The sequence below is a fragment of the Lederbergia wuyishanensis genome (genome assembly GCF_022900255.1).
In the GTDB taxonomy this organism is placed as follows: Bacteria; Bacillota; Bacilli; order Bacillales; family Bacillaceae_C; genus Lederbergia; species Lederbergia wuyishanensis.
Genome location: NZ_JALIRM010000015.1, coordinates 67,502 through 81,924, shown reverse-complemented (window position 1 = coordinate 81,924; position 14,423 = coordinate 67,502). Strand labels below are relative to the sequence as shown.

Below are 14,423 nucleotides of genomic sequence, written 5' to 3'. Positions count from 1 at the left end.
AGAATCACGATTAAAAGGAGGAGAATGAATGAATTTTGCAAAATCCATTGTTTATGTAGGTTTGGCTTCCGTCATGCTTATGGGTGGGTGCGCAACTAACAATAAAACGAATGACCGAATTGCAAATAATGATAATACACCTCTTGGAGTTAGATATAACCCAAACGTTGATACCAATAGAAATTGGACAAATGATAATCGAAATGTAACAACCAGGGATGGGTTTAACGTTAATAACACTGGTACACGAAATGATGATAATAATGGAAATGGATTTGGCGTAAACAATAATCGTGATTTCAATGATAATCAAATCGATGTAGCAGACAATATTGCGGATAAAATCGCAGATCTTAAAGAGGTTGATACTGCAAATGTTCTTGTTACTAGACGAAACGCTTATGTTGCAGTTAGATTAAATAATACAGGAAATAACGAAATGACAAGTACCGTACAAAGAAAAATCGCTAAACAAGTTAGAGACGTTGATAATAATATTGACAATGTTTACATTTCCGAAAATCCCGATTTTTATAATCGCATGACTGGATACAGAAACGATATAAACAATGGACGTCCAGTAAGTGGATTCTTTAACGAATTTAGTGATACTGTAAGAAGAGTATTTCCGAACTCGAGGTAAAAGTTAAAACAGGAACATGCCCTAAATTACTGGTGCATGTTCTTGTTTTTACCAAAATATTCCAATTATAGCAAGAGCCCCTAAAATAAGTCCTCCAACAGTTCCTATTGTTCCCGAATCGAAAATCGGCCTTTTTGTAAAAAATTTTATATCCTCTACATCAGATTCTAACTTTTTAACCATTTCTTTCAGTTCACTTAATTCTTGTAATAATTGATCTTGATTTTGTTCGCTCATTCTATTCTCCCCTCCACCTTTCTTTTTCCTTTATATACGATTATGCATATATTTAGTTTCACCAAAATATCCATTATAGTCAATAGCAGCATGCTTAATTATTTAATTTATAAACTCCAGTTTCAAAAAAAGATGTACAATAGAAAAAACATTTTTTACAGAAAGGAATGACTTTATTGTTAACTCTTATTAAACATGGTGAAGTATATACACCTGATTATATTGGAAAGAAGGACATTTTACTTGTAGATAAAAAAATTGGCTTTATTCAGGATAAAATTGATGTTCCAAAGGATTTTATTCATATAAATGTGGTCGATGCTACAGGTAAAATGGTTGTTCCAGGATTTATTGATGCTCATGTACATATTACTGGCGGTGGAGGCGAAGGAAGCTACAAAACAAGAACTCCAGAATTACAATTAACAGACGCTACTCTTTCAGGAGTGACAACGATTATCGGGGTAATTGGGACCGATGGAACGACAAGAACGATGAGTAATTTAATTGCTAAAGCACGCGGATTAGAAGAAGAAGGTATAACTTGCTTTGTTCAAACGGGATCTTACCAAGTTCCTGTCAAAACATTATTAGATAAAATTGAAGATGACATTATCTTAATAGATAAAATTATCGGCGTTGGTGAAATTGCTATTTCAGATCATCGTTCATCACAACCGACGGTAGAAGAACTAGCCAAAATTGCATCTTCTGCAAGAATTGGCGGTATGTTATCTGGTAAGGCAGGAATTGTGAATGTTCATGTTGGCGATAGTTACGATCATTTGCGGTTAATAGACGAAGTAGTGAAAACAACGGAAATCCCAATCACTCAATTTTATCCTACCCATATGAATCGTAATCCACATTTATTTGAGGCGGCAATTGAATATGCCAGGCACGGAGGTTATGTAGATTTTACAACAAGCTCAATACCAAATACGAAGGACGATTGGAATATTAAATCTAGTAAAGCTTTAAAAAGAATACTAGATGAAGGAATTAATATTGAACAAATCACTTTCACTTCTGATGCTCAAGGTAGTCTGCCAAAATTTGATGAGCAAGGAAATTTTACTGGACTTGGAATTGGAAAAGTTTCATCTCTTTTTACAGAAGTTCGTGATGCCATCTTGAATGAAGGAATATCACCTAAAATCGCTTTTAAAGTTGTTACGCAAAATCCAGCGGCCATATTAAAACTAGATCAAAAAGGAATGATTGCTGAAGGCAAGGACGCTGATTTAGTTTTATTGAATAAAGATGACCTAACAATTAATACAGTTTTTGCTATGGGGAAAATGATGGTTGAAAATGGAGTAGCAATTGTAAAGGGAACGTTTGAGTGAAAAAATGGGAAGCAGTTAGCTTTGGAAAATTATAAAGCTGACTGCTTTTTTAATGTAATAAGTTATTGGCTTTCTAAATATAAAACGAGATAATTGTTAAAAGATTCAATTTACTTCGGATATAAATTTTATAAACAATGTAACAAGTTTTCCATATAGTTATTAAGCATGGAGGAGACGGCATGTAAAAAAAATATTAGATCTACTGTTTATTGTAATAGGTGGAATAATCGTTTATAAAGTTAACCAGATAGCATTATATGAAGGAAATATCACACCTTTGCCAGTGACAATTTTTATTGTATATGTACTTTATTTTCTTGCTGAAGATTTATTGAAAGATCTTATTTTCGGAAAAAAATTATCCGAATCAAATGGCGAGTACATCGACAAATGGGGAAGGGGAATTCTTCATACGATTAGTCTTTGTGTTTTTTTCTTTTTTATCATGAAAATTCAAGACTACGATACTGTCAAAGTAACCTGGTTATCAATTATTACAATTGCATTGGTTTTTCAAGCTTTTATGGAATGGAAATATTTAGAGGGATCAAAAGAATATATTATGACATCTATTATACTACCAATCAGCTTATTTATTGTGATTCTTTTTTAAAAAAGAAAACTCAAGGTGCGTTGCCTTAGCCGACAAGCAATGTTCTGATATAAAAAACCGTACTTTGATTTTTTTCGTACTGAGTTTCTTACCTAGAGCTTATGGCTCCCTGGAGCTAGACTTTGAAAGATTTCAATCAAAATAAAAATCGTTAATCACTATGAACAGAGAAAGCCGACTGCATTAGAATCGGCTCTTTTATAATTCCATATGTTTTCGGCGTAAATAACTGCCTTTGCTAAAAAATGATTACTTTATGCGTTTAGATTTTGCATAAGTATACAAATCTAATCCGATTGTAAATACAAATGATAACAATGATAATACTAAAAATAATGTGCTAATGATTCCTGTTATTAACCATCCGCTTCCGAACCAAACATATACCCAACCAACTACTCCAACAAAAAAGAAAATGAGTGAGATAACATACTTTAGATATTTCTTTTTAGGCAGATAAATATTTATTGAGTATAAGACAGTAAAAACAACAATTATTATAAAAATGTTTAGGAACTCCAAGTTGTTGGTTTCTCCTAGATCTTATAGTAGTCTCATTTTCTTTATTATCGTTACTGTGACTATCAAATTATTATCTTTTCTTATTTCTTTACAAAATCTAAGATGGATTCAATTACTTCATTTTCCCATTGATAAGAATTAAAAGTATGATCTCCTGCTTCAATGGTATGTAATTTTGCTTGGTCCCCATAACAATGTTCAATGTATAATTTAGAAACATCATATGGTACAGCGTCATCTTTAGTCCCGTGAATTAAAAGAACTTTACCTTCATATTTAGCAGCACGTGCCCAAACATTTAAAGTTTTTAAATCTTCACCAAATGCTTTCCCAACGAGGTTTCCAGCATAATCATATGCATTATGACTAGCGATAAAAGGAACGTTTGCTTCCATAGGTTCTACTATTTGATCCATTGTTCCAGCTGGAGCAAGTAATACTAATCTCTCGATTTCACTATTCAACTTTCCAGCCAGTAAACTAGCAACGAGTCCCCCCATGCTCAAACCTAATAATATGATTTTATTTTCATCAATTTTTGGATGAGATTTTACATATTCGAATATTGTTCCTGCTTCTTCAAATTCTTTAGTGACGGTCATATCCTCGAAATTTCCATCACTTTCACCACTTCCAAGGAAATCAAAACGAAAACTAGCGAAGCCTTGCTTTTCTAACTCTCTTGATATTTTTAAAAATAAGCGGTGAGGTTCAAGCTTATTTCCTGTAAAGCCATGAAATAAAATGACCGCTGGCAGTTTTTCTCCTGAAGGAATATGTTCCATCCCACGAAGAGTAAGACCATTATGAGCAATAGATACAGCTTGTTGCAAAAGAAAACACCCTTTCTATTTTTACTTGATTATCAATACGATTATTTTAGCATTTTTCCAATAGAACAACGAGCACTAAATATGGTATATAATGGTATTATCATATATTTAAGGAGGAAATAAAAATGGTTACGTTAAAGCAGTTTCAATTTGCACGAACATATACAATACGTGCAATAAACCAGATAAATCCGGATAAATGGGACATCCTTCCAAAAGGATTTTCCAATTCAATTCGATGGAATCTGGGCCATTTATATGTAACAGCAGAAATATTATTAAACAAAGCTGTGCACCAATATGAAGTGAAGCATCCTGAATGGGTAACCTTATTTGCTCCTGGAACACGCCCATCAGAGTGGACGGCTTCCCCTCCTACTGCGGAAGATTTGATCGAGGCGCTAAAAAAGCAAAGCCATTACATTAATGAATTTTTCACAGATAAACTAAGGGATAAAGCATCGGAATCATTTGAAATAGGGCCTCATATGATGGACACAGTAGATTCACTTCTTCAATTTGTCACATGGCATGAAGGTGTACATGCTGGGATTATTAAAGCAATCGGTAACGTTGTAAAATAACGCGAACATCCCCTCTCAATCTTTAGCGAAAGGGGATTTTTCTATTTTTGGAAGGATTCGTTATCAACTAGTGAGAGAATCCCAACCAATATATTCCAATAAATATTACAAGTAGGAGTAATTGTTCCGTTTTTTTGGCGTGGTTTACAACCAGGTACCAACAAACGATTTAACTATTAAAAATATCGCAATAAAGATTACCAACATACGAATCCACATTCTTAATCCTTAATTAGTTTAATCGACAACTACAAAATAATGCTTCACTTTTTCTAGCTCCTTTTCATATGGAATCCGCTTTTCTAATATATTACTTTCTAATTCCCTTAACTTCTCAAACTGCCACTCTTCCATATTTTCTGGTTTCCATTTTTCTTTGAATAATGTAAATAAAACTATTTCTCTCATTTGCAAGAGGATAAGAATTCGGTCGTACGTATCTTCTGATAGATGTCGCTTAGATAGATATCCTTTTAACAAGTGAGTAAGAAAATAGTTAGGGAAGTCTTCCCATTCTGGATGAAATGCAGTTCCTGTCCATAAAGCATGATAGATAGAAACAGCTAAATCTTGAGCAAAAAATTGATATGCACAATCATCGAAGTCAAAAAGAACAATCTCACCCTCCACCATATGGAAATTACCTTGATGAAAGTCATTATGAATAAGTCCAAAGTTATTTGGAGTTTTTGGAAAATTATTAAGCTGTTTATTTAAACTCTTGTAACAATCATTCACCCATTTTTCATCAGACGAAATGCTTGCACTACCTTCTGGTCGATCAAAATTAGCTCCAGAAATATTATGTAAAAATGCCAGCTTACTGCCCCATTCGTAAAAGAACTCACCATTCCATTGAGCTTGATCCAACACATCTACCGGCCTACCACCTGTATGTTGAAAAAAAGAAAGCACATATCTTTCTTGATTTATCGTGATTCCATTGACTTTATCTAATCCATGGAACTGTATAGGGGCTGCAAGGCGAATTCCATTATTTTGTAAAAAGTCCATCCATTCAATTTCTGCTTTAATCCATTTTTTCTGCTTACAGCTTAATCTTCCAACATATTGCATTTGATCCAACTTGAAAGTAAATACGATATTCTGAAATCCTTCTGACTGAAGGCAGATATCTCTAATCTCCCTATTTAAATATCTTCCAAGTATTTCTTTTATTTTTTCTATGTACATAATTAATTCCTTTCAAAAAAAACTGATGGATATTGAAGTTCTCCTTGAATGTTATTGAGCTCCCCTTCTCTCAATTCACATACCATAAAAACATCGTCTGGAACGTCAAATTGGCACAATTCCAATCCAAATTGTCGAGCAGGTTTAAAACCGAATTTTGGATAATAAGATGGATGGCCGATTAATAAAACGAGTCCATAGCCTAAGTCCTTTACTCTTTCCAACCCTTCGTTAATCAACTTTTTTCCGATGCCTTTTTTCTGATGTCCTGGTTTAACGGCAACAGGAGCTAGAACAATAACTTCTGTTGACTCATCACCAAGTATTACCTTTGCTTTGCTTAGCAATATATGGCCAACAATGTTTCCAATTTCTTCGGCTACAATAGATAGTTCTGGAATAAATCCTTCAGATTTCCGGATCCGCTCTACTAATTTAGACTCGTCATCACGGTTTCCAAACGCATCATAATTTAAATCATAAACAGCTCTATAATCGTCAGATGTTTCAGTCCTGATATTCATTAATGAATAAACCTCGCTTCGCTTCTTTCATAATTTCATTAAAAACTGGATTCCACCCCTTGTAATATTCAGATACTTTAGAAGGGGCTATGAAAGTTCTCTTTGATGATTCAAATTTTCCTTCAAATGGATAGAGCATGTTAATATCCATTCGATAATAAACTTGATAACCAACTTGAGGATAAGGACTACTTTCAGTCCAATTCATATTTTCTTGATGATTAACTTCAACGTACCCTAGAAGATGACACTCCCCTTCTACATACCCTTCTTCCATTGCTTCACGTTTAAAACAATCTTCCGGTGTTTCATCTATTTCAATATGTCCCCCTGGAAAATCCCAGCCTCTATCCTTCAAATTGATTAATAATAATTCGCTTTTATAAAAACAAAAACCATGAACACTCGTAATCAAGTGACGTTCTGGAAGCGCCGAATTAGGAACCCAAGATAATTTAACTTTTCCGTTCCAGTTAACATATATCGATTGCATTGTAATACCTAGTCACTGGAATCATAATCGTGAATTCTGGATCTGTAGAGTAAGGATGTTGGTTCATAGGGTATTTTTCGAAATGAGTCAAGTGGTCTACATAGTTTTCCTTTAACCTTTCAGAACTGATCCAATTGTAAATATTATTATATGAGCTTTCAATACTCTGTCCTTTATAATGTTTACATGTTGCATACGTTAAAGTAGGAACAAAGATGCTTACCATTCCAGAAGGAATTTTCTCCACCTTCTCCACCTCTACAGCAGCATAATGGGTAAACCCATTGCCACCAGGTATAGCATGATAGGAAAGACCTAGCATAATCTCCGGATCCACAATACCAGAAATCTCTTTTAATCTTTTTTGCAATTCAATTTGAATTTCACGTATTCCTCCCTCACCTGCTTCAGCAAATGTCCCTTCCCATTTTATACCAATCGCATGGAAAGCTTCTTTAGTAATTAAAACGGCATCATTTTTTTGTTTGATAGTCATTTATCAAATCTCCTTTATTCCATTTATTTTTTCTATTATCAGAAGTTAAAAAGTAACAACTTGTCCAAGTATAATAGAAATGTAAAACCAATTTAATCCACTTATATTTTTTGATTGTAATAATCCAGCGTTAATATTAGATTTCCCCAATCAACAAAATATTCATTACCGTCCAAAACCATTACTTTTCAACATGAGATAGAATTTGTTAATATGATTATAAATGATAAATTCTAAAAATTGGTAATAGTTTTTTAAAGAATTTGGAGGAATAATGGAACTTTCGTTAAAAACTTTAAGCTTACTAGAAAAAGAGATAAAAAAGGAAAAAATAAGTTCATGTATCATTCACCATAATGGTAAAAACGTTTTTCAATATTATAAAAATAATAAAATGAAAAATAAATTGCATAAAATCAATTCCGTCACAAAAAGTATTGTTTCTATCTTAGTTGGAATAGCCATAGAAGAGGGACTAATCCGTGATCTTCATACCCCGATTGTCAATTATTTTACCCAATTAGAAGGTGATAAGAAAAAAATTACATTAGAGCATTTACTAACAATGACTCCTGGATTTGAATGGGAGGAATTTGGAGCTTGGGGTGGTCGTCCTTTCCCAATGATCAACAGTAAGGATTGGGTTGGTTTTGTATTAGACAAACAAATGGTTACAGCTCCTGGAGAAAAAATGTCGTATAATTCAGGATGCTCTCATTTATTAAGTGCCATTATCCAAAAGGCTTCTAGTATGACTTTGGAAAGATATTTATACGAAAAGCTTTTCAAACCACTGGAAATTAAAGAGTTCCGGCTTTACCAAGATTCGAAAGGAATTGGGATTGGCGGTTTTGGACTTTCCTTAAAATCGGAAGACTTATTGAAAATTGGCCTCTTAATGTTACAGGATGGGGTTTGGAAAAATAAACAAATCGTTTCTAATGGTTGGATTAAAGAATCTTCTTCAAAAAAAATTGAAGGTTACAATGGGATTGGATCGTATGCCTATCATTGGTGGGTTTTTGAAGATGATCGACTTAGATTTCCTATTTATTTCGCAATGGGTTATGGTGGTAACTATATTATCATTAACCCTGCTTTTGAATTTGTAATGGTCTTCACTAGCGAACTTTTCAACGATACGTTTTATCCATTGGACTTATTCAAAAAACATTTTATTAACTATTTCATTTAATAAATTGATCAATTGTTAAGCATTCATATGAAAAGTGTAAATTAAAAGGGGGATTATTTATGAGAGAAGAAAAGAATGAACTTTTCGAATGGCTAAAAGCGCTCCTCATTGCTATTGTGTTAGCAGTTGTTGTGAGGCACTTCGTATTTACACCGATTGTAGTAGACGGATCATCTATGATGCCGACATTGCATGACCGAGACCGAATGATTGTAAATAAATTGCAATACTCTTTAAAAGAACCCAAAAGATTTGATATTATTGTTTTCCATACTAATGAAAATAAAAATTTAATAAAACGTATAATTGGATTACCCGGTGACCGAATCGAGTATAAAGATGATGTTTTATATATTAATGGAAAAGTATATAAAGAATCTTACCTAGAAGAATATAAAAAACAGAATGTACTCGATGTTCCTTTTACATATTCGTTTACATTAAAGGATACTCCTATTGATAATGATACTGTGCCAGAAGGCCATTTGTTTGTAATGGGTGATAATAGGGGACATAGTACCGACAGTCGACATCTTGGTGCTATTCCAATAGAAGAAGTGTACGGCTCAGCAAAAATAAAATACTGGCCATTTAAAGATTTTCAGGTTGTTAAATAAACTTATACATATAATATAAGCTTAAATTTATGGAGGCCCGGTCATAACTAAAACAATCAAACCTAAAGACGAACAATGATCTAACTTAGTGGAGGAAATATACGAAGACTCCTGTGGGAGGAAGGCATAGGTGAGACCCCACAGCTTGGGACAAGCGAGGAGGCTAACCAGCCGCCCACGGAAAGCGAAGTATATTTCCAGAGCGGGTATATACACTAATCAACCTATTGTTCGGAATTATCTTTGTCTAAAATAGTTATGTCCCGGTCCCTTTTTTCTATTAAGTTTTATTCCATAAATGTTATTAGTGGGAACTCTCGTTTCTTCAAGCAATAACTTTTGTTCTTCAAAAGTGGTAAGAACTTCCTGCAAATTAATAATATCCTCGTCCCTAATTTGACAGGCAGTCAAAATCGCAATTATAGAGAATATAAAAGTACAACACGATAAAGTCTTCGTATAAACCTCTTGGAAATTTTACCAAAATAGTATAAATCTAATAATAACTAAAACAAACAGGGGATGAATCATATTCGATATCATCCCCTGTTATTGTCATTCATCATTTACTTCACTATTAAAACTGGACATTTTGCATCTTTCGCCACTTTATGGCTTACGCTACCAAGTACCATTTCTTGGAGTGCATTCAAACCACGAGTACCCATGACAACCATGTCACATGTTTGCTTATTTACATATTCCACAATAAGTTGGCCAGGGTCTCCATGTAGCAATGTTACTTTATAAGTAACCTTAGCTTGATTAAGCATTTCCTCGATTGGCAGGAGTTTTTTTCGTCGTTCAAAGTCTAGAGTTTCAGCATCCTTACTTTGAAGTATATCGCTTGATCCTCTTGAATAGTCGATTACAAATACAATTTCTACAACTGAGCCTTCTGTATAAGAAGCAATTTTCACTGCTTCTTTAGCTGCACGAATAGAGTTCTCGGATCCATCTGCTGCCAGTAATATTCTTTTGTACATTGTGTGCCCCGCCTTCTATTAAAAGATTTAGCTATCACTCCGATAGTATTTTCAAAATGGTAACAGCTACTTTTTTATCACTTTATATTAATACAACTATAGCAAAAATCGCAACAATCGTTTTGAGTAAGAATTCAAGCTAAAAAGGAACGATATGATGTATCTGTACTCAAATTGTTCGTCTTTCGTATTGACTGACAAACAATACCCTGTTATATTTATTTTGTTAAAAGACAAACACGAACAGAGAGGGTGCACACCAGTGAATTTATTCGGAATTTCTATGATTATCTTTAGTTTGTTACTCATGACTGTCGTAACATTACTAGGATACTGGTTCAGCAAAAAAACATTAAAAAATAATGACTCATATTTTACTGCTGGACGAAATATTTCTACAGCTTTTATGACAGCTACCTTTATCGCTTATGCGGTAGGGACAGGATTGATTTTTTCACCTGCTGAAATGGCATATTACGAAGGCTTAACAGCGATGATTGGATATGCATTGGCAATTTCGCTATCATACATTGTATTTATACCAATTTCTGGTCGTATTAAAAAATTGATTCCAGAAGGAAATACGATTGGTGAGTATGTAAAAGCTCGTTACGGTCATTTTATGTTTGTCGTTGTTTTGTTTGTAACAGTCGTTTACTTATTTTGTTTATTAACTGCGAATCTAATAGGAGTAGGAATTGCTTTTAAATATTTAGGAGGAATCCCTTTATATTTAGGAGTTTTGATTATCGGAATACCAGTTATCATATATACAACATACGGTGGTTTGAATGCTGCAATCTTCACTAACGGAATTCAAGCAATTCTTATCACACCACTATTATTTATTACTGTATTAATGGCTTTCAACAAATCAGGTGGACCAGCAGAAATTTTTCAAGGTGTAATGAATAACTCTCCACAGTTTATGAATATTTTTCATCCAAGTGGTCTGGAATTTGCCATTATGATTATTATCGCGGTATCAGCTGCTGAACTATTAAATCAAGCTTTATGGCAACGGGTTTACTCTGCTAAAGATATTCGCGTCATTAAAAAAGGACTTATAAGCTCATCCATTATGACATTTCCAATGACAATCGCTGCAGCATCTTTCGGATTAATTGCCATTGCCATGAAAATGGAACTGCCACACCCATCAATCGCTACAGCACTAGTTGCTCATTCTCTTTTACCTGAGTGGGCTTCCATGTTATTCGTTATGGTTATTGTGCTTGCTGCAACTTCTACAGGAGCGGATTCATTAGCTGCTTTTTCATCAACCGCTTCACTAGACATTATTAAAAGCTTTGCTCCAAATATGACTGCGAAACAATCAGTAAAAATTGCTCGAATTGCAACCATTATTTTTGGAGTTGGTGCGATGCTCGTATCCTTTAAAGCACCATCTATTTTGCTTCTTTTACTTTTCGCAGATTTAGCCGCTGCAGCAGCTGTAGTCCCTGTTATTGCTGGACTGTATAATCGCCATATAAGTGGTAAAGGGGCTGCTATCGGAACATTATTAGGGTTAGTTGTTGGGCTGCCACTTTATTTGATGCAAGAGTACTTATACAGCTTTATTGCTGCAATTGTTGTATCATCATTGGTCGTCTTCGTCTTTGGGAAAATCTCTAAATCTACTTATAATTTTGATCAATTAAAAGAACAGATTAAAAATGTCGATTAAGGATGAGGTGAAAAAATGTTTTATTCATTAACTTTCTTTAATATTTTGATGTGGGTGTCATTAATTGGTTTGGTCGTTAATTTTGCTTTCCAACTTTGGTATAACATTGTGGATTTCAAAAATAAAAACTTATGGTAAGGAGCAATAACAATGAGAATGAATAGTGAGGAAGCTAGAAAGCAAGTATGGGAAGGCCTTAGAAAGTATGGAAAACCGGATTCCAGATTCCACTGGGATTTTGCAGAATTTATTGCTGATTACGAAGGTAGTGACAAAGGTGCGGAAATTATTCGTCAGCAACCAGAATATCAAAATGCTACTGTACTATTTATTACCCCTGATAACAATATGAGAAAACTAAGAGAGTATGCCTTTCAAGACAATAAAGTAGTCATTATGACAACATATGGAATCCGCCGTGGTTTCCAAGTAATACGTCCAGGAATTGTTCCTGAAGGGAAAGAAGAAGTTGCTTCAACACTTGATGGGATTGAAGATTATCTATCTCCTATTACTCTCCAAGAAATTAAAGATGAATTTGATTATATTGAATTACTTTTCACGGGTGGCTCGGCTATGACACCAGAAGGCTTGCGTTTCGGAAAAGGCCACGGATACTTTGATCTTGAATGGGCTATGTTATGGGAAATGAAAATCGTTAATTCAGATTCAATCGTTTATGGATTAGGACATGATTGCCAAATCGTAGATGCGGATATTGAACCTTCTGTTTTCGATACCCTTGTCGACTATATCGTCACACCTACATCTATCACAAAAACTGAGCGTGTGTTAGAAAAACCAACATGTGGAATCATTTGGGACATGCTAGAATATGGTATGTTTGATAATATCCCTCCATTACAGGAGCTCTATAAAATTAAGAATGGATAAAAAGAAAAAATGCGTGAAGAAATGATTGTTTTTCTCCACGCATTTTTACATAAATTAAAAAGTAAATTCCTGTCCGATTTCATATTTATCGTCTTCCAAAACTAGAATCCCTTTTTCTTGTGGGGCATCTGGAAGTTCTAATTCCCTTGCTGAGCAAATCATTCCACTAGAAGGTACACCGCGAAGTTCTGCATCTTTAATGATCATCCCGCTTGGCATAACCGCTCCTACTTTTGCGACAACTACTTTTTGCCCTGCATCGACATTAGGAGCACCGCATACGATTTGCAACTCTTCCGTTCCAACATTCACTTTACAAACACTTAACTTGTCTGCATTTGGGTGTTTTTCTTTTTCTTTTACATAACCAACGACAAACTTAGGTGAAAAATCCGCTTCTAACTTATCTTCAAAACCATTCTTCTCAAGCGCTTCATTAATTTTCACAATGATTTCTTCATTAAGCTCCACTTGACCTCTAACATCAACTTGGACATACTTGGAAGCATTAAATATGTTGTAGCCTCCAGTTTTATTCGTTTGTTCATCATAGATACGGGCAACATCCCCTTTTCTCTCAAACACTCTATTTTCAATATCTCCTAAATTAATTAGAAGAACATCGCCAACACCTTCTACATTATAAAATACATTCATACTGCATTCCCCTTTCAGTCTTCTTTTTTATGATCCTTAGCTAAAATAAAGATCGGCTCTAATTTTCCATCTTCATAAATAAATGATAGTGCCGTAATTGGAACACTTCCGGAAGTAAAAAAGCTCATTGTTAATTCGGCTAAAATATCATAGCCTGTCCCATTGCGGATATCCCCAATTATTAGTACATCCTGGTGAGGCACTGCAATCACCATATCTCCTTTTATAGTTTCAGCTTTTTCTTGAAGAAACTTATCATTCAAGATTCTACTTGCATCATACCCATCGTTTGAATTTAAGAAGTAAAAATCATTTCCTGCAAGGGAATCTTTTTTCATTTTAGTCGATAGCGATCTAACATTAAAACGAGCTATTTCACGTATCTTTTGCGGATCTAAACCTTCTTTTTCAATTACTTTCTCATCTAACATGCGATATGTATTTCCGAGATCAAGTGCATAATAAATTCTCGTTTCAGCTGTATGGTCATCCGTTATAAACGGGATACCTTCATTTGTTTCAAGTGGAAAAGAAGTGGACCGAATTACAGGGTATACTTTCTTTTCACTACCTGCCAAAGTTTGTTCTTTTCCCATAACCTGGAGTGCTTCTTCTACATAATAGACTACTTCATCAATCGCTTTATCCTTATGCTCATACCATTTTGCAACTATTCCCGATAGAGCTACCTCAATCCCTTTTCCCGTTTCTTCATTTTCAATACGAAGTGTTTCCTTTTCACGATCATATGTAAAGATACGGCCTTGTTTTTCCAGCCTTTTCTCTAACTCTTTTCTTAGTTTCTTTTCATCCATTTTCATACGTTCAACCCTCCTTGGGCGAAATCAACTATCATTCATTTTACATGAAACTGACTCTAGTCTCAAAGAAAG

18 protein-coding genes are annotated in these 14,423 nt (G+C 34.3%); 8 read left to right on the top strand and 10 right to left on the bottom strand.

Translation table 11 applies throughout. The annotated features are described in order from the left end of the window. Positions 1–28 precede the first annotated feature (28 nt). The gene (locus tag MT489_RS19215; RefSeq protein ID WP_244683175.1) at positions 29–643 is read left to right on the top strand and encodes a YhcN/YlaJ family sporulation lipoprotein; all 615 of its coding nucleotides are present in this window, start codon (positions 29–31) and stop codon (positions 641–643) included. A gap of 48 nt (positions 644–691) precedes the next feature. On the opposite strand, the gene MT489_RS19210 is transcribed toward MT489_RS19215, so the two are convergent. Next, entirely contained in the window at positions 692–880 is a 189-nt protein-coding gene (locus MT489_RS19210) for a hypothetical protein (protein ID WP_244683174.1), read from the bottom strand. Between the two features lie 176 nt (positions 881–1,056). Between MT489_RS19210 and iadA the strand changes: the two genes are divergently transcribed. Both iadA and MT489_RS19200 read left to right on the top strand, forming a co-directional pair. Beyond that, positions 1,057–2,229, top strand: a complete 1,173-nt coding sequence (iadA, locus tag MT489_RS19205; RefSeq protein ID WP_244683173.1) for a beta-aspartyl-peptidase — start codon at positions 1,057–1,059, stop codon at positions 2,227–2,229. Positions 2,230–2,515: 286 nt separating this feature from the next. After that, on the top strand, positions 2,516–2,845 hold the full coding sequence (locus tag MT489_RS19200; RefSeq protein WP_244683239.1) for a DUF4181 domain-containing protein: 330 nt from the start codon (positions 2,516–2,518) through the stop codon (positions 2,843–2,845). Between the two features lie 249 nt (positions 2,846–3,094). Here MT489_RS19200 and MT489_RS19195 read toward each other — a convergent pair whose 3' ends face one another. Both MT489_RS19195 and MT489_RS19190 read right to left on the bottom strand, forming a co-directional pair. Further along, a complete protein-coding gene (locus MT489_RS19195; protein WP_244683172.1) occupies positions 3,095–3,367 on the bottom strand; it encodes a hypothetical protein in 273 nt (90 codons plus the stop codon). 80 nt (positions 3,368–3,447) lie between these two features. Then, positions 3,448–4,200, bottom strand: a complete 753-nt coding sequence (locus MT489_RS19190) for an alpha/beta hydrolase (protein ID WP_244683171.1) — start codon at positions 4,198–4,200, stop codon at positions 3,448–3,450. 125 nt (positions 4,201–4,325) lie between these two features. Between MT489_RS19190 and MT489_RS19185 the strand changes: the two genes are divergently transcribed. After that, positions 4,326–4,784: a DinB family protein gene (locus MT489_RS19185; protein WP_244683170.1), complete on the top strand. Its 459-nt coding sequence runs from the start codon at positions 4,326–4,328 to the stop codon at positions 4,782–4,784. Between the two features lie 237 nt (positions 4,785–5,021). Here MT489_RS19185 and MT489_RS19180 read toward each other — a convergent pair whose 3' ends face one another. From MT489_RS19180 to MT489_RS19165, 4 genes are read right to left on the bottom strand one after another with little or no spacing between them, the layout of a single operon-like run. Continuing rightward, positions 5,022–5,978 (bottom strand): phosphotransferase enzyme family protein, encoded by a 957-nt coding sequence (locus MT489_RS19180; protein WP_244683169.1) that lies wholly within the window; start codon positions 5,976–5,978, stop codon positions 5,022–5,024. 2 nt (positions 5,979–5,980) lie between these two features. Further along, the gene (locus MT489_RS19175; RefSeq protein ID WP_244683168.1) at positions 5,981–6,502 is read right to left on the bottom strand and encodes a GNAT family N-acetyltransferase; all 522 of its coding nucleotides are present in this window, start codon (positions 6,500–6,502) and stop codon (positions 5,981–5,983) included. Then, positions 6,486–6,995, bottom strand: coding sequence for an NUDIX hydrolase (locus tag MT489_RS19170; protein ID WP_244683167.1), 510 nt, complete (start codon positions 6,993–6,995; stop codon positions 6,486–6,488). The genes MT489_RS19175 and MT489_RS19170 overlap by 17 nt, the downstream gene beginning before the upstream one ends. Continuing rightward, complete coding sequence (locus MT489_RS19165) at positions 6,976–7,491, bottom strand: GyrI-like domain-containing protein (RefSeq protein WP_244683166.1); 516 nt, start codon at positions 7,489–7,491, stop codon at positions 6,976–6,978. The genes MT489_RS19170 and MT489_RS19165 overlap by 20 nt, the downstream gene beginning before the upstream one ends. Before the next feature lie 274 nt (positions 7,492–7,765). On the opposite strand from MT489_RS19165, the gene MT489_RS19160 reads away from it, so the two are divergent. Further along, positions 7,766–8,686, top strand: a complete 921-nt coding sequence (locus MT489_RS19160; protein WP_244683165.1) for a serine hydrolase domain-containing protein — start codon at positions 7,766–7,768, stop codon at positions 8,684–8,686. 59 nt (positions 8,687–8,745) lie between these two features. After that, the gene (gene lepB / locus MT489_RS19155) at positions 8,746–9,303 is read left to right on the top strand and encodes a signal peptidase I (protein WP_244683164.1); all 558 of its coding nucleotides are present in this window, start codon (positions 8,746–8,748) and stop codon (positions 9,301–9,303) included. 566 nt (positions 9,304–9,869) lie between these two features. On the opposite strand, the gene MT489_RS19150 is transcribed toward lepB, so the two are convergent. Further along, complete coding sequence (locus MT489_RS19150; RefSeq protein ID WP_244683163.1) at positions 9,870–10,289, bottom strand: universal stress protein; 420 nt, start codon at positions 10,287–10,289, stop codon at positions 9,870–9,872. A gap of 262 nt (positions 10,290–10,551) precedes the next feature. On the opposite strand from MT489_RS19150, the gene MT489_RS19145 reads away from it, so the two are divergent. Both MT489_RS19145 and MT489_RS19140 read left to right on the top strand, forming a co-directional pair. Beyond that, the gene (locus MT489_RS19145) at positions 10,552–11,979 is read left to right on the top strand and encodes a sodium:solute symporter family transporter (protein WP_244683162.1); all 1,428 of its coding nucleotides are present in this window, start codon (positions 10,552–10,554) and stop codon (positions 11,977–11,979) included. Positions 11,980–12,129: 150 nt separating this feature from the next. Further along, entirely contained in the window at positions 12,130–12,873 is a 744-nt protein-coding gene (locus tag MT489_RS19140; protein WP_244683161.1) for a 5-formyltetrahydrofolate cyclo-ligase, read from the top strand. 54 nt (positions 12,874–12,927) lie between these two features. On the opposite strand, the gene ytpR is transcribed toward MT489_RS19140, so the two are convergent. Both ytpR and MT489_RS19130 read right to left on the bottom strand, forming a co-directional pair. Next, positions 12,928–13,530: a YtpR family tRNA-binding protein gene (ytpR, locus tag MT489_RS19135; RefSeq protein WP_244683160.1), complete on the bottom strand. Its 603-nt coding sequence runs from the start codon at positions 13,528–13,530 to the stop codon at positions 12,928–12,930. A 14-nt stretch (positions 13,531–13,544) separates the two neighbouring features. After that, positions 13,545–14,345, bottom strand: coding sequence for a DUF1444 domain-containing protein (locus tag MT489_RS19130; RefSeq protein WP_244683238.1), 801 nt, complete (start codon positions 14,343–14,345; stop codon positions 13,545–13,547). Positions 14,346–14,423 lie beyond the last annotated feature (78 nt).